Source organism: Salibacterium salarium (genome assembly GCF_030813635.1).
Lineage (GTDB): Bacteria > Bacillota > Bacilli > Bacillales > Marinococcaceae > Salibacterium > Salibacterium salarium.
Map to the genome: position 1 here is coordinate 45,278 of NZ_JAUSUM010000005.1, position 16,445 is coordinate 61,722.

The following is a 16,445-nucleotide window of genomic DNA, read 5'->3' on the forward strand; positions in this document are numbered from 1 at the left end:
TGTAAACGCTTTCTTATGAATTCCAAAATAGAAGGTCTCTTTTATATTACGAACTGACACTTTTCACCTCAACATACTTCTCAAGTTTGCGCTTCACTCTTTGAAGCGCATTGTCAATCGATTTGACATGACGTTTCAGCTCATAAGATATCTCTTGGTAAGACCTCCCGTCTACATATAACATCAGAACCTTTTGCTCAAGGTCACTGAGTATTTCGCCTATCTTCCATTCAATATCATTAAATTCTTCCCGATTCACAATAAGTTCCTCGGGATTGCTTATATTAGAGGAATAAAGAACATCCAAAAGTGTTCTCTCTGACTCCTCTTCATATAAAGGCTTGTCCAATGAAACATACGAATTCAAAGGCATATGCTTTTGTCTGGTTGCGGTTTTAATAGCCGTAATAATCTGTCTTGTAATGCACAGTTCTGCAAAAGCCCTAAAAGAAGACAGCTTGTCTCCTTTATAGTCTCTAATCGCTTTATACAAACCGATCATACCTTCTTGGACAATGTCTTCGTGGTCTCCTCCAATAAGGAAATAGGAGCGTGCTTTTGCCCGGACAAAGTTCTTGTACTTATTAATAAGAAACTCTAATGCAGCACCATCACCTAAGTTAACATTTTCAACCAAAGTTTCATCTTCTGCTTTACTAAAGTACTGATGACCCGTTTCTTTGAGGTCTAGACCCAATACAATCCCTCCGCCCTTGACTGATTGTAGATTGTATGAAAGATATAAAAACATTATATAGCACTATTTATAAAAGCGTCAATAGCTCAACGGTCGCCTCGACGCCATTTGTCAAAAATTTCAGCTATTTCTTTGGAAAGGGGAATATTCGACATATTTTCAGGTTTTGTTTGCTTAGCTACTTCACGCGTTATATTTTGCTCAACTATTCCCATCTCGACCCGGAGCTCAGGCGCTGATTTTCGCAGTGCTCCACTTCCAAACGTTAGAGACTGTTCAGCATAATCCGATGTCGCTACATGAACACGCGTTTCTATGTTTTTTAATTCTCCCACCAGTTTTTCTATTCTTTCATCAGCTGTTTCATTTTCCCTTGTATAAATAATATCGACAAGAAAGTCCTTATATTTACCGCCTACACCCTCTACCATATGAGCATCAAATACAATTTTGATTTCCCAGCCATTATATGCCTGATATTCCGCCATCTTTTGTATCAAACGGTCTCTTGCTCCCGCCAAATCTGTGTCTCTTAACTCTTTTAATTCCGGCCAATCCCCAATGATGTTATATCCATCTACAAGTAATATATCTTTCATACTATATGCTTCCTAACGAGCGACGTTTTCGGTACACCTCATACATGAGAAGTGACGCTGCAACAGAAGCATTTAATGAGGTGACATGTCCTTCCATTGGAATCGTTAATAAAAAGTCGCATTTTTCTTTTACGATACGGCTCATTCCTTTTCCTTCACTGCCGATGACAATACCAAGTGGCATAGTGGCATCCCATTGCCGGTAATCTTCTTTTCCGTCCCCATCCGTTCCAGCTATCCATAAACCTCTTGTCTTTAGTTCTTCTATGGACCGGGCCATATTAGTTACTCTCACGACCGGAACGTGTTCCACTGCTCCGGTAGAAGATTTCGCCACAGCTTGTGTTAAACCAACAGATCTGCGCTTTGGAATAATGACACCATGAGCGCCAGCCGCATCAGCTGTTCTTAATATGGACCCGAGGTTATGAGGATCTGCAATCTCATCGAGCAAAAGAATAAATGGATCTTCATTTCTTTCAGTAGCTTTGTCAAACAAGTCATCTATTTCCGCATAATGATAAGCTGCTACAGAAGCTACTACACCTTGATGGCGGGACGTTCCCGTCAGATCATCTAGTTTCTTTCGAGGAACGGTTTGTGTGACAACTCCATTTTGTTTGGCTAATTGTTGCAACTGTTTCATAGATCCTTTCCCTGCGCCTTCAATTAGCCAAAGTTTATTGATCGGTCTTTCTGATTTTAGTGCTTCTAAAACAGTATTTTTACCGTATATCCATTCCTCACTCATCCTCTTCACTCCTTGCCAGTGTTTCTATAGCATATTCTACGATTTGTTCAAGGCGCTCTGCTTCTCCAAGAAAATATAAATACCCCAGCAGAGCTTCAAATGCTGTGCTATACCGATATGTGTTTTGATCGGTATTCTTTGGCACAGTCCCAGATTTTGCGTTTCGGCCACGCCTAGCAACAGCTTCTTCCCCCTCCATTAACATACCGCTTTCTAAAAGAGCGTGCATGACCGTTGCTTGAGCATAGGCAGATACAAAAGAAGTAGCGCTGCGATGAAGTAAATGAGGACGGACACGACCTGTTGCAATAAGATAATGGCGGATATGTTGGTCATAAACTGCGTCTCCCATGTAAGCTAGCGCTAAGGCATTTAGTTGTCTTGCATCTACTTTAGTCTCTTTATAACTCATAACTATTCTCTCTTCCAACGAGTGCCTTGCGGCGTATCTTCTAAAATAATTCCTCGTTCTTTTAAATCATCTCTAATTTCATCTGCTCTTGCAAAATTCCGATGCTTACGTGCTTCCACACGTTCTTCGATTAATGCTTCAATCTCTTCATCCAGCATCTCTTCAGCCGCTTCCACTTTAATATCTAGTGCATTTCCAATTTCAACAATAGCGTTCAAGAATAGCTGAAGGACTTGCTTGGACGAATGCGTTTCTTCAAGATACCGATTGGCTAACTTCACCAGATCAAATAACACACTTATACCATTTGCACTGTTAAAGTCATCATCCATTTCTTTAATAAAAGCGTCTTTGTGTTGTTCAATCTCTTCAGGCCAACTATTGATTTGTCCAAAATCTGCAGATTCTTTACGTCGATGCTTCAAGTTGTTGACTGTCGTTTGGATACGCTCCAAACTATTTTTGGCACTCATCAGCAGTTCTTCATTGAAATTGAGCGGACTCCGATAGTGTGATTGAAGCATAAAAAATCGAACAACTTCAGGACGGTGCTGCTGAATAATGTCATGTACAAGAACAAAGTTCCCTAACGATTTAGACATCTTTTCATTATCGATTTGGATATAACCGTTGTGCATCCAATATTTCGCCATCTCCTGCTCATTCAATGCTTCCGATTGAGCTATCTCATTCTCATGATGAGGAAACGACAAATCTTGCCCGCCCGCGTGAATATCTATCGTATCTCCTAAATATTTTTTCACCATAGCCGAGCATTCAATATGCCATCCCGGACGTCCAAATCCCCACGGACTTTCCCAAGCAATTTCTCCTTCTTTAGCAGCCTTCCAAAGTGTGAAATCAAGGGCGCTTTGTTTCTTTTCATCTACTTCAATTCTTGCACCCATTTGCAAATCATGTATGGATTGGGACGATAGTTTACCGTAATCCTTAAAAGACTTTGTCGAAAAATAAACGTCTCCGTCTGCTTCATACGCGAAACCTTTTTCAACAAGAGCTTCAATAAAGGCGATAATATCCGGCATTGTTTCTGTCACCCGTGGATGCAAGTCAGCCTTATCTACATTCAATGCTCCAGTATCTTGATAATAAGCTTCTATGAATCGTTCGGCTAATACGGGGACTTCTTCTCCAAGTTCTTTAGCAGCATTCATTATTTTGTCATCTACATCTGTAAAATTAGACACATAGAAAACGTCATATCCTCTATACTGTAAATATTTCCGGACCATATCAAAAACAATAGCAGGACGAGCATTTCCAATGTGTATATAATTATACACAGTCGGACCGCAAACATACATTTTCACTTTATTACCAGAGAGAGGCTGGAACGTTTCTTTTTTTCGAGACAACGTATTATATAATGTAATGGCCATTTATTCATCTGTCCCTTCATTTTTCTTATCTTTATATTGCGCCAATTCACTTTTTAATTCTGCAATTTCTTTCTCCAGTTCTTTAAACTTGTCTGACACTGGATCTGGGAGCAAATGATGATCCAAGTCATTTTTTTCTACTTTGACCCCATCCTGAACCACCACTTTACCTGGAATACCGACCACAGTGGAATTAGGCGGAACCTCTTTTAAAACAACAGAACCAGCTCCTATTCTCGAGTGGCTGCCGATTGTCATAGAACCAAGTATTTTCGCGCCGGTAGCGATAAGAACGTTATCTTCAATCGTCGGATGACGTTTCCCTTTTTCTTTCCCCGTTCCGCCAAGGGTGACTCCTTGATATATGGTGACGTTGTCTTTTATTTCACATGTTTCCCCAATAACTACTCCCATGCCGTGGTCGATAAAAAGGCGTTGACCGATAACTGCTCCCGGATGAATTTCAATACCTGTAAAAAAACGACTGATTTGTGATAATAAACGTCCTAAAAAATACATTTTTTTCTTCCAAAGCCAGTGAGCAATACGGTGTGCCCAGATGGCGTGTACCCCGGCATATGTCAAGACTACTTCCAGTCTGCTGCGGGCAGCAGGATCTTGATCGAACACAACATCTATATCACTCTTAAACGTCTTCCACATGTTTCTTTCACTCCTCTCCACTGGTCATAGGATAGTGGTTTTCCCTTCTTGACGACATGTCACTATATTATTATGGAAGCAGGATTCTTTATTAAAAAAATAATAGCGCCTCCGTGCCGTTACGCACAGAGACGCTTATAGCGCGGTTCCACTCTGTTTAAAAAGAACATTACCCTAACGTTCTTTTTCCCTTCCTTCGATAACGGCGATTCACCGCTCCTGCCTACTTTTTTTCAACAGGAGACTCAGGGATGCATATTCAAAATGCTTCTCCCAAAATCACTCTCAGCCTCCATGATTCTCTCTGTGTGGAAGAGGGCATTCCTACTTTTTCCCGTCCATGTGTTTTCTTATGAATTTTTTATTGCTTCACTGCTTCTTCTAATCGGGCTTGCACAACACTTTCTCCTAGTAAAGCTATTGCTTGCGGGAGTTCGGGTCCGTGTGTTTGCCCAGTAACCGCTACGCGAATTGGCATAAATAATTGTTTTCCTTTTTGACCGGTAGCCTTTTGTGTTGCTTTTATTGCTGCTTTTATCTCTGCCGGTTCAAATGCTGATAGATCTTTTAATTCTTTGGAAAACTGTTCTAATACTTCCGGAACCTGTTCTCCGGATAACACTTCTCTTGCTTCTTCATTATATGTTATTTCTCTTTGAAAGAACAACTCTGTTAAAGTCGTAATTTCTGCTGCGTAGTGCATCTGTTCTTGATAAATAGAGATTAACTTTTCCACCCACTCATATTGCTCTTGGTCTAATGACTCTGGCAGTTTGTTTTCCTTTTGTAAATGAGGGATAGCAAGTTCAGTCAGACGTTTTATATCTGCTTCTTTCACGTATTGATTATTCATCCAAGCTAATTTATCCGTGTCAAATACTGCAGGAGCTTTGGATACACGCTCTAATGAAAATTGTTCTTTTAACTCTTCGATAGTAAACAATTCTTCTTCACCTACCGGGGACCATCCAAGTAAGGCTAGGAAGTTAACAATTGCTTCCGGCAAATAGCCAAGCTCTTTATATTGCTCGACAAATTGCATGATTGATTCATCTCGTTTACTCATTTTTTGCCGATCTGGGTTTAAAATGAGTGAAGCGTGAGCAAACATTGGTTTTTCCCAACCGAACGCTTCAAATACTAACGCTTGTCTTGGCGCATTAGAAAGGTGCTCTTCCCCACGAATCACATGGCTTATTTTCATCAAATAATCATCCACCACAACAGCAAAGTTGTAGGTTGGAATGCCGTCTTTACGTGCAATAACAAAGTCACCGATATCATCTGTTTCAAAGGTGACATCTCCTCTTACTGCATCGTTAACTAACACACTTTTCCCTTCTGGAACACGGAAACGAACAACAGGTTTAATCCCTTTGTCCTCATATACTTGTCGTTGTTCAGGAGTCAAATCCCGGTCCCGTCCGCTGTATTTCGGAGCTTCTCCCCTTGCCATTTGCGCTTCACGTTCTTCTTGAAGTTCTTCTTCAGTCATGTAATCGTAATACGCACTTCCATCATCCAATAGCTTCTGTAAATAGGTTTCATATATATCGAGACGTTCCATGCAACGGTAAGGAGCGTAAGGACCGCCTATGTCCATACTTTCATCCCAGTCGATACCAAGCCATTGCAGACTTTCCATTAACTTTTCCGTCGCATCTTCAACATTCCGTGCTTGATCGGTGTCTTCTATTCTTATAATAAATTTACCGCCCTGGCTTCTGGCAAAAAGATAATTAAACAAAGCAGAACGGGCCCCTCCAATATGAAGATGTCCTGTTGGACTGGGCGCAAAACGAACTCTTACTTCTTGACTCATTTTTCTCAACCTTCCATTTTAAAATTTATTATATTCATTACGTATTCATGCCACCATTATGTTAGGAACTCATTATATCATGTAAAGGAAAAGCTACGCGAAGGATTCCAAAAGCACTACAGCGTGGGATGCAATCCCCTCTTCTCTCCCTGTAAACCCCAATCTTTCTGTCGTCGTAGCTTTAACGTTTACCTGCGATTCATCGGCTTCCAGTACAACAGCTATATTTTTTTTCATATCATCAATAAATGGAGCCATTTTCGGTTTCTCTGCCAAAATCGTACAATCTATGTTGCCCAATTTATATCCTTTATCTTTTACTAGTTGATATACTTGCCGCAATAAATCGGAGGAATCCATATCTTTATAGGCTGGGTCTGTATCCGGGAAATGCTTGCCGATATCCCGCCCTCCAACAGCCCCTAATAAAGCATCCGCCGCGGCGTGCAGTAAGACATCAGCGTCCGAGTGTCCAGTCAGTCCTTGATGGTGAGGGATGTCCACCCCTCCTATAATGAGCGGCCGATCTGTTGTAAATGCGTGCACATCAAATCCATGCCCTATTCTCACTGGACCTTCCCCCTTTTTCGTTTTTTTAAAATCGCCTTAGCAATGATCATGTCCTCTGGAGTAGTCAGTTTTATATTATCATATCCGCCTTCTACTATATGTACAGGTAAATTCATGCGTTCTACCAGACTGGTATCATCGGTACCCTTAAATTCATCTTCATCTGCTTTACAATAAGCGTCATAAACAACCGGAAATTGAAAAGCCTGAGGCGTTTGTACAGACCAAATACTCGAACGCTCAATCGTTTCTGTCACGATGCCTTCTTCCACTTTTTTTACCGTATCCTTCATTCTCACACCAAGTACAGCCGCTCCTTGAGTCGCTGCTTTTTCTACAAGTTCATGAATGTGATTTATTGTAACGAACGGACGAGCCCCATCGTGAACAAGAACAAGCTCGCTGTCTCTTAGCTGCTTCAGCCCCTCAAAAACACTATCTTGTCTTTCTTTCCCGCCTGCTACAATGGTTTCCACTTTCGTTATGTTCCATTCTTGGAATAATGCCTCCATGGGTCCCGTTTCGTAATCGTTCGCTACGACAACCATTTGCTCGCACCATGGATCATTTTCAAAAATAGATACTGTATGTATGATTAATGGACGATCATCGAGCATTAAAAACTGTTTATTTTGTCCTGCTTGCATCCTTGTTCCTTGTCCTGCTGCCGGTATAACGACTGTATATTTCATAATACCTCTCCAATATTTAAACTCGTTCTAATGTCAGGCTCTTTTATCATACACTCGATAGCTATTTAGAGGCAACATAAAAACCCCCGTCATTTTCAGACAGGGGTTTAGTAATAAGGGTTATAATGCCTTTTCCATTAATTTAGGTTTCGCAAAAATCATTCGACCGGCACTTGTTTGTAAAACACTTGTCACGACAACCTCAATCTTTTTGCTAATATATTCGCGGCCGCCTTCTACCACAATCATAGTCCCATCATCTAGATAAGCAACACCCTGATTTTGTTCTTTCCCGTCTTTTATAACTTGAACATGCATCTCTTCGCCTGGAAGAACAACAGGTTTAACCGCATTAGCCAAGTCGTTAATATTTAGCACATCAACACCCTGAAGGTCACATACTTTGTTTAAATTAAAGTCATTTGTGACGACCATGCCTCCACGGATTTTCGCAAGTTTAACTAATTTGCTGTCCACTTCATGGATATCTTCAAAATCACCTTCATAAATTTCTACATTTACAGGCAATTCTTTTTGGATTCGGTTTAAGATATCAAGCCCCCGTCGTCCGCGATTTCTTTTTAAAACATCCGACGAGTCAGCAATGTGCTGCAGTTCTTCAAGGACGAATTCCGGAATAACTAACGTTCCTTCGATAAAGCCAGTTTGACAGACATCAGCAATACGTCCGTCAATAATAACGCTCGTATCAAGTATTTTCACTTTGGAATTAACTTCTGCTTCTAATTCTTCTTTCTTTTTAGATGTGGCAGCACGACTGGCTGGGATTAAGCTCTTCAATTCATCTCGTTTCTTGAAACCAACCTGAAAACCAAAATACCCTAAAAAGAATGTAATAAATATCGGAAGAACAGAGCTTATAACTGGAAAATTAACAGAATCTAATGGAATTCCAATTAAAAAAGCCACAACAAGACCAAATACTAAGCCAAGCGTTCCAAATAAAACATCTGTTACCGGAGCCTTCACAATCATTTCTTCTAAAATCCGCATACCATTCACAATATAATCAGCTATCCAAAATGTTGCCATATACAAAAGAACCGCACCAATAACAGCACCTATATAAGGATTACCGAGCCAATCAGGTATTGAGCTATATTCCAATAATGATATAAATTCCGGTATAAAAATGAAACCTAATGTTGCCCCGGCAAGCACAAAAAATAATTGAACAATTCTTTTTAACACGTTTCCTTCCACCTCCTTCAAACCATTATTGACAAATTTTATTTATTCAAACCTATCAAAATTCACATTAACCAAATTTTCTTTCTATATCGAGTTTACTATAAATGTAGCAAAATTTAATCATGTTGTCACAGTTTTTAAGAATTTTTCATTGTATCGTGAACAAATTGTAACGTCAATGTAATTTTTTGCCTTTAAATATGCTTTTTACCAATTAGGTGTTTGATGTTCCAACGTCATTTCCAGCGCTTCTTCAAGTGTAGAAACACCAACAACATCCATGTTTGATGGGGAAGTCCAGCCATCCATATTTTTTGCTGGCACAATAGCGCGTTCAAAACCTAACTTAGCCGCTTCATGCACCCTTTCCTCTATCCGGGCCACTCTTCGAATTTCCCCAGTCAAGCCGATTTCTCCAACAACGACATCTTTTGGGTTTGTCACGTGGTTACGAAAGCTCGAAGCGATACATATAGCAAGACCCAAATCAATGGCTGGTTCATCAAGCTTTACTCCGCCTGCCACATTAATATAGGCATCTTGGCTTTGGAGAAGCATCCCTAACCTTTTTTCTAACACTGCCATTAATAGCGCGATTCGGTTGTGGTCAACTCCTGTTGCCGTTCTCTTAGGGTTACTAAAACTGGATGGGGCAATTAATGCTTGAATTTCTACCAGTACTGGCCGTGTTCCTTCAAGCGACGCTACGACAATCGAACCGGAACTTCCCTGTGTTCGTTCTTCTAGAAAGATTTCAGAGGGGTTTTTTACCTCTTTTAATCCCATTTCCTTCATTTCGAATATTCCTATTTCATTGGTGGAACCAAAACGATTTTTCACCGCACGTAAAATTCGATACGTGTGGTGCCTTTCCCCTTCAAAGTACAAGACAGAATCCACCATATGTTCTAACATTTTTGGACCGGCGATAGAACCTTGTTTCGTAACATGACCAACAATAAAAACAGCGATACCTCGGGATTTTGCAAGTTTCATAAAAGTAGATGTTGTTTCACGAACTTGTGCTACACTACCCGGAGCTGAAGTGATGTTCACCTGGTGAACCGTTTGAATAGAGTCTATGACAACAAGAGTTGGTTTAATCTGATCAATTGCCTGTTCAATTAGATCCATATCTGTTTCGGCAAAGACGAATAATGTCTCTGCTTTTACGTCAAGCCTATCCGCCCTTAATTTCGTTTGTTTCACTGATTCTTCCCCTGATATATATAACACTTTATGAGAGTGATCAGCCAAAATCGATGTCATTTGCAAAAGCAATGTCGATTTCCCAATGCCCGGGTCTCCTCCAACTAAAACAAGCGACCCAGGTACTATTCCCCCGCCTAGTACTCGGTTCAATTCGGGTAATGCCGTATCAATCCTAGGTTCCTTTTCGCTTGTCACTTTCGTTATGGATTCCGGCTTTTGAGGGGATCCTGGTGCACTAAACGAGCGTTTCGCTCCGCTTTCCTGATGAGAAGAAGACTCTATTTCTTCTACCAGTGTATTCCACTGATTGCATCCTGGACATTTTCCCATCCATTTTCTTGATTCATATCCACATTCCTGACAGACAAATTTAGATTTCTGCTTAGGCATACATTTCCCTCACTTTTACTGTGCCATTGCCTATAACGTATTGAAAATGGCTGTTCGATCAGTGTCGAATACACTTCACAAACAGCCATCAAATGGAAGAGTTTTATTGTTTACGTTTTAGCCCCTGATTTGGTTTCAACATAATATTCTCCGTCTTTCACATCAATAAAGGCTGTATCTCCTTTTTGAATATTACCGCGAAGTAATTCTTCAGATAACCGATCTTCTACCTGTCGTTGAAGAGCGCGACGTAACGGACGAGCACCATATTCAGGGTCAAATCCTTCATCAGAAATTTTATCTTGAGCCTCTTCACTTAACTCAATATTAATTCCTTGTTCAGATAGGCGTTGTTTAAGTTGTTCAGCCATGAGAACAACAATCTCTTTAATATGTTGTTTCTCTAAGCTGTGGAAGACAATAATTTCGTCAATACGGTTTAAGAATTCCGGACGGAACGTATTCTTGAGTTCGCCCATTACTTTATTCCGCATGTTTTTGTGGTCTTCCCCTTCATCTGTATTTGTTGTAAACCCAACATAGTTGTTTTTCTTCAATAAGTTAGCGCCGACGTTAGAAGTCATAATAATCGCTGTATTTCTAAAGTCAATACGACGTCCTTTGGAATCCGTAAGAAATCCATCTTCTAATACTTGCAAAAGAATATTAAAGACTTCTGGATGCGCTTTTTCAACTTCGTCCAACAAAATAACGGAATACGGGTTACGGCGCACTTTTTCCGTTAACTGTCCGCCTTCTTCAAACCCTACATATCCTGGTGGTGAACCGACCAAGCGGCTGGTCGCGTGTCGTTCCATATATTCAGACATGTCGATACGAATCACAGATTCTTCGTCTCCAAATAATGTTTCCGCTACCGCTCGAGCTAATTCCGTTTTCCCTACACCAGTTGGTCCTAAGAAAATGAAAGAACCTATTGGGCGTTTCGGGTCTTTTAAGCCAGCACGTGCACGTCTAACGGCTTGAGAAACAGATTTCACCGCTTCATCTTGACCAATGACACGGTTATGAAGAATTTCTTCCATTTTCAGAAGACGTTCTGTTTCTTCTTCTGCGATTTTAGCAACTGGAATACCGGTCCAGCTTGCTACAACTTGCGCAATATCTTCTGGTGTGACTTCCGTATTTTCCTGACCTTGTTTTTCTTTCCATTCATCTTTCATGTTTTCTACTTCTTCTCGAAGTCTTTGTTCGCTGTCACGTAAAGAAGCAGCCTTTTCGAATTCTTGACTTTGAACCGATGCATCTTTTTCTTTTCTTGTCTCTTCTAGTTTTTGTTCGAGCTCTTTTAAGTTCGGCGGAGCCGTATAAGAACGTAGTCTCACCTTAGATCCAGCTTCATCAATAAGATCAATCGCTTTATCCGGAAGGAATCGATCAGAAATATAACGGTCAGAAAGTTTTACGGCTTCTTCAATTGAACTGTCCGTAATCGTAACACGGTGATGTGCTTCATAACGATCACGTAATCCGGCTAGTATTTGAATCGACTCTTCTGTTGTTGGTTCATCTACTTGAATAGGCTGAAACCGACGTTCTAAGGCAGCGTCTTTTTCAATATATTTTCGATATTCATCAAGTGTGGTTGCCCCTATACATTGCAATTCTCCTCGAGCAAGCGAAGGTTTTAAAATATTAGAAGCGTCAATAGCCCCTTCTGCACCACCTGCCCCAATCAGGGTGTGAAGCTCATCTATGAATAGAATAACGTTTCCTGCTTGGCGGATTTCTTCCATCACTTTTTTCAAACGATCTTCGAATTCTCCGCGGTATTTGGTTCCAGCAACTACTGTGCCCATATCAAGTGTCATCACTCGTTTACTGCGAAGAATCTCTGGTACTTCATTAGAAATAATAGACTGAGCTAATCCTTCTGCAACAGCTGTTTTTCCGACACCAGGCTCACCGATTAACACTGGGTTATTCTTTGTGCGGCGGCTGAGAACCTGTATAACACGTTCAATTTCACTGCTGCGTCCAATAACTGGATCTAGCCCCTCTTCTTTAGCTACCGCTGTTAAATCACGGGCAAGGCTATCCAACGTAGGCGTATTGGCGTTTGTTGCGCCAGCTCCGGCAGCTTGCTGCTGATTCCCTCCGGAAGACTCGTTATTACCGAGAAGCTGCAACACTTGTTGACGCGCTTTGTTTAAACTAACGCCTAGATTATTAAGCACTCGTGCGGCCACGCCTTCTCCTTCGCGAATTAATCCTAGAAGAATATGCTCGGTCCCTACATATGAGTGCCCCAGCTTTCTTGCTTCATCCATAGATAGTTCAATAACTTTCTTGGCTCTAGGCGTGTAATGAATCGTCTTCGATCCTTCCTGACCTGATCCAATTAAACCTTCTACTTCTTGTTGTATCTGATCTGACCCAAGATTCAAAGCTTGTAACGCTTTCGCAGCTATTCCTTCTCCTTCTCGAATCAATCCTAAAAGGATATGTTCTGTTCCTATATTATTGTGACTCAGACGGATTGCTTCCTCTTGAGCCAATGCTAGAACCTTTTGCGCTCTTTCTGTAAATCGTCCAAACATCATGTATGCGCACCTCCACTATTAGTAACTTATTCTTCGTTTTGCATTTCTATTTGCATTCTCTCACGAATTAAAGCAGCCCGTCTTACATCACGTTCATCTGCTGTAAGTTCCTCGCCTGCATATTGCTGCAGAAAGCCCGGCTGGGTCAATATCATTAATTCATTTAAAATATTACCCGAAATTCCCGTTATTAAATCAAGATCGATCCCTAATCGTACATCAGACAAACGTTTCGTTGCTTCTTTGGATTCCATCACTCGGCTATTTTTTAACAAACCATAGGAGCGAAATACTTTATCCTCCATCTGGATTTTTGAAGAACGCATTAAAGCTTCCCTTGCTGACCGTTCTTGTTGAATAACCTGAGTAACAACCCCTTTAAGATCGTCGATAATATCTTCTTCGGACTTGCCAAGCGTCATTTGATTCGATATTTGAAAAAGATTACCTTGTGCTTCACTTCCTTCGCCATAAATCCCGCGTACAACAAGACCAAGTTGATTAATCGCAGGCAATATACGATTTAACTGCTGCGTCATTACAAGAGCAGGTAAGTGCATCATAACAGATGCCCTCATTCCAGTTCCAACATTTGTAGGGCAGCTTGTTAAAAACCCTCGCTTTTCATCAAAAGCATACGTTACTCTTTCTTCCATCCAATCATCCAATTCATTAGAAAAAGACAACCCTTCGTCTAACTGGAATCCACGGAATAAAGACTGCATTCTTATATGATCCTCTTCATTTAACATAATACTTACAGATTCGTCTTCACTAAGAAGAACCCCTCCATAGTATGCATTTTCAGCTAAATGAGGACTGATTAAATGTTTTTCCACTAACACTTTTTTTTCATTAGAGGAGAAGTCATTCAACTTTAACAGCTCCAATGGACCTACACTGGAAAATGAGGTATTGGAAAACTCTTTAGAGACTGTTTCTAATAAAGCTTCAGCGGCATCATTGGAAGCTACAATAGGAAAAGGGTAATTTTCCAAGTTTCGCGCTAAACGAACGCGAGTACTTAAAACAATATCGCCATCCGGACCAGGACCGCTTTTCATCCACGGACTTATCGCTTTTGAAATAAAATGTTCATGTGACATTAAGCATCCCCCTCCCCGCCGCGCATTGTTCCTTCTAACTCACGTATTTGATCTCGTAATTGAGCCGCTTCTTCAAACTCTTCCTGCTCAATACTGTTTTGTAGTTGCTCTCGAAGGTTATCAATTTGCTTTTGTACCTGCATTTTGCCGCCTGCGCGTTTTGGTATTTTTCCAGCATGTCGATAATTTCCACTATGAACTCTTTTTAAAATCGGATCTAATTTCACATCGAATGCTTTATAGCAATGCCCGCAACCAAATCTCCCTGTTTTTGCAAACTGATTATAGGTTAATCCGCATTGTTCACAAACCAATTGCTCAGGAGCCGAAGCTCTTGAAGACTTAAAACTATTGTTGCTGGATAATTGTTCGAAATTCAACAATCCAGACAATAATTCATGAATAGAGTAACTATTAGAACCTGGAATGTGCTCTCCTTTGTCACGAGCACATTCATCACACAAGTGCATTTCTTCTTTTTTTCCATTAACAATTTTCGTGAAATGCAGCGTAGCCTGGTGATTCTGACATTCTTGACAAAGCACTTCCTTCTCCTCCCTCCGCAATCGGATATTTATTTATAGCGTAAACTATAAAGCATCGCTTTAAGCATTTTTGCTCGAATGATATCGCGCTCTTCAGCGTACTTTAGCGATAAAATATTTCTATCTACCGCTGACAACATAATATTGGCTTCCCGTTTTGAAATTGCTTCTTCCTCAAACAGGCGCATAATAATACTTTCTGCTGTAACTTGATCAATTCCTCCATCAATAAGTAGTAATAATTGATCAATAAGCTCTGCATGATCATCTACTTTTACTTTCGTGATACGAATATACCCTCCGCCACCCCTTTTACTTTCAACGATATACCCTTTTTCATTTGTAAAACGAGTGCTTATGACATAATTAATTTGAGAAGGAACACATTCAAAACGTTTTGCTAACTCACTTCGCTTAATCTCTATCAAATCCCTGTCACTCTGCGTAAGAATTTGTTTTAAATATTTTTCAATCACGTCAGAAATATTCCGCAAGGGGGTGACCTCCTTCCCCGGTATTATTCGTTTTTTCATCCCTTTGACCTTGACTATCTTTGACTATAAATATAATACAATAAAAGGTGAATTTCAAGTAATCAGGATGATATCGGTTTTACCTATCCTTTGATAGGCTCATTTCTATTTCCAATACGCCGTCTGTTTTCATCAACTTTTCATACAGAGCTGTACGATTTATGGCCTTGTGCACGTCGATATGTAAGTCAAAGGAAAGTTTCGTTCCTTGTTCTACTCTATTATCCGCACCACCGGCTAATTTTTTGACGACAACGTTTTCTTTTTCTAACACTTTAATAACTTCAGACAAAGCAGCATCGTTTTTGTCCATGATTACTTCTATTTTTTCGGACTGGGTAGAAGATCTGAAAAAACGTTCAATGTCATTCAAAATAAACAAGCTCAATACTACCATTATTGTTGTAAATGCGGCCGCAAAATACATACCGGCTCCTGCTGCTAAACCAATAGCAGCCACCACCCAAATCGAAGCAGCTGTTGTTAACCCTTTGATGGAGACCCCTTGTACAATAATTGTTCCTGCTCCTAAAAATCCAACCCCACTAATAACATAGGAGGCAAGACGAGATGGATCGTATGCTGAAATATCTGGATTTTCTTCTAAGTATGGTTGAAACCCAAATAATGCCATTACCATTGCCAAACATGCTCCAGTTCCGACTAATAAATGCGTTCTAAATCCTGCTGGATGTCTCTTATATTCACGTTCTGCCCCTATTAGACCAGCTAAACATGCAGCTGTCAGTATTCTTGCCATAATCACATAGGAGTCTTGGTTCATAATTATATCCATAAAACATCACTCCTTACTATTATTCCTTGTTAAATTTTTTATATTATATCGTATAAATTTCTTGGAACAAAGACAGGGATTCCCAACAATAGGATACCTTACATTTATGTTAATAAAACCACCTGTTGGTTATTAGACACATCTCCACTTCTACATGCACTGTGGCCTTTTTTATTTTTAAAACATCTAACATTTATATAAAAATTAGCTAGGTTAGTTAATAAACGGGAAAATGTCCTCCAAATTACAATGGGGACATTTGATCAAAAAAACACGCTTAGCATGTCTTCTAAACGAAAGAAGAATGTATCTTCCACATACATCCATCTCGTTAGGTCTTAGGTGGAATGGCATGCACTAACATGAAGGACGCTATTTCTATTTTAATAAAAAAAAGCTGCCAGATGATATATCTGACAACCTTTTTGGTATGGCCTGGCGACGTCCTACTTTCACAAAGGGTTGCCCCTTCATTATCATC

At 40.2% G+C, this 16,445-nt stretch carries 16 protein-coding genes and 1 other annotated feature; all 16 genes read right to left on the reverse strand.

Going from position 1 to position 16,445, the window contains the following annotated elements; genetic code table 11:
- Window positions 1-46 precede the first annotated feature (46 nt).
- A complete protein-coding gene (gene sigH / locus J2S78_RS16635; RefSeq protein WP_125561942.1) occupies window positions 47-751 on the reverse strand; it encodes an RNA polymerase sporulation sigma factor SigH in 705 nt (234 codons plus the stop codon).
- 32 nt (window positions 752-783) lie between these two features.
- Window positions 784-1,296, reverse strand: a complete 513-nt coding sequence (locus tag J2S78_RS16640) for an NYN domain-containing protein (RefSeq protein ID WP_306900384.1) — start codon at window positions 1,294-1,296, stop codon at window positions 784-786.
- Window position 1,297: 1 nt separating this feature from the next.
- Window positions 1,298-2,047, reverse strand: a complete 750-nt coding sequence (gene rlmB, locus J2S78_RS16645; RefSeq protein WP_306900386.1) for a 23S rRNA (guanosine(2251)-2'-O)-methyltransferase RlmB — start codon at window positions 2,045-2,047, stop codon at window positions 1,298-1,300.
- Window positions 2,040-2,459 carry a Mini-ribonuclease 3 gene (locus tag J2S78_RS16650; protein ID WP_306900388.1) on the reverse strand — a complete coding sequence of 140 codons (420 nt, stop codon included), beginning with the start codon at window positions 2,457-2,459 and terminating at the stop codon, window positions 2,040-2,042. Before J2S78_RS16650 ends, rlmB begins: the two co-directional genes overlap by 8 nt.
- 2 nt (window positions 2,460-2,461) lie before the next feature.
- Window positions 2,462-3,859 (reverse strand): cysteine--tRNA ligase, encoded by a 1,398-nt coding sequence (gene cysS, locus J2S78_RS16655; RefSeq protein ID WP_306900391.1) that lies wholly within the window; start codon window positions 3,857-3,859, stop codon window positions 2,462-2,464.
- Window positions 3,860-4,522 carry a serine O-acetyltransferase gene (gene cysE, locus J2S78_RS16660; RefSeq protein ID WP_306900392.1) on the reverse strand — a complete coding sequence of 221 codons (663 nt, stop codon included), beginning with the start codon at window positions 4,520-4,522 and terminating at the stop codon, window positions 3,860-3,862.
- A gap of 124 nt (window positions 4,523-4,646) precedes the next feature.
- Window positions 4,647-4,872 (reverse strand) — a binding site (T-box leader).
- Between the two features lie 11 nt (window positions 4,873-4,883).
- Window positions 4,884-6,344 carry a glutamate--tRNA ligase gene (gene gltX, locus J2S78_RS16665; protein WP_306900393.1) on the reverse strand — a complete coding sequence of 487 codons (1,461 nt, stop codon included), beginning with the start codon at window positions 6,342-6,344 and terminating at the stop codon, window positions 4,884-4,886.
- Between the two features lie 93 nt (window positions 6,345-6,437).
- Window positions 6,438-6,914, reverse strand: coding sequence for a 2-C-methyl-D-erythritol 2,4-cyclodiphosphate synthase (gene ispF / locus J2S78_RS16670; protein ID WP_306900395.1), 477 nt, complete (start codon window positions 6,912-6,914; stop codon window positions 6,438-6,440).
- Window positions 6,911-7,606 (reverse strand): 2-C-methyl-D-erythritol 4-phosphate cytidylyltransferase, encoded by a 696-nt coding sequence (gene ispD / locus J2S78_RS16675; protein WP_306900397.1) that lies wholly within the window; start codon window positions 7,604-7,606, stop codon window positions 6,911-6,913. Before ispD ends, ispF begins: the two co-directional genes overlap by 4 nt.
- A 120-nt stretch (window positions 7,607-7,726) precedes the next feature.
- On the reverse strand, window positions 7,727-8,818 hold the full coding sequence (locus J2S78_RS16680) for a PIN/TRAM domain-containing protein (protein ID WP_306900399.1): 1,092 nt from the start codon (window positions 8,816-8,818) through the stop codon (window positions 7,727-7,729).
- Window positions 8,819-9,025: 207 nt separating this feature from the next.
- The gene (radA, locus tag J2S78_RS16685) at window positions 9,026-10,420 is read right to left on the reverse strand and encodes a DNA repair protein RadA (protein WP_306900401.1); all 1,395 of its coding nucleotides are present in this window, start codon (window positions 10,418-10,420) and stop codon (window positions 9,026-9,028) included.
- Between the two features lie 110 nt (window positions 10,421-10,530).
- On the reverse strand, window positions 10,531-12,984 hold the full coding sequence (gene clpC / locus J2S78_RS16690) for an ATP-dependent protease ATP-binding subunit ClpC (RefSeq protein ID WP_306900403.1): 2,454 nt from the start codon (window positions 12,982-12,984) through the stop codon (window positions 10,531-10,533).
- A gap of 26 nt (window positions 12,985-13,010) precedes the next feature.
- The gene (mcsB, locus tag J2S78_RS16695; protein WP_306900405.1) at window positions 13,011-14,090 is read right to left on the reverse strand and encodes a protein-arginine kinase McsB; all 1,080 of its coding nucleotides are present in this window, start codon (window positions 14,088-14,090) and stop codon (window positions 13,011-13,013) included.
- Window positions 14,090-14,635, reverse strand: a complete 546-nt coding sequence (mcsA, locus tag J2S78_RS16700; protein ID WP_306900406.1) for a protein-arginine kinase activator protein McsA — start codon at window positions 14,633-14,635, stop codon at window positions 14,090-14,092. Before mcsA ends, mcsB begins: the two co-directional genes overlap by 1 nt.
- 29 nt (window positions 14,636-14,664) lie before the next feature.
- The gene (locus J2S78_RS16705; protein WP_125561969.1) at window positions 14,665-15,129 is read right to left on the reverse strand and encodes a CtsR family transcriptional regulator; all 465 of its coding nucleotides are present in this window, start codon (window positions 15,127-15,129) and stop codon (window positions 14,665-14,667) included.
- 118 nt (window positions 15,130-15,247) lie between these two features.
- Window positions 15,248-15,964 carry an MgtC/SapB family protein gene (locus J2S78_RS16710; RefSeq protein ID WP_306900408.1) on the reverse strand — a complete coding sequence of 239 codons (717 nt, stop codon included), beginning with the start codon at window positions 15,962-15,964 and terminating at the stop codon, window positions 15,248-15,250.
- Between the last annotated feature and the right edge of the window lie 481 nt (window positions 15,965-16,445).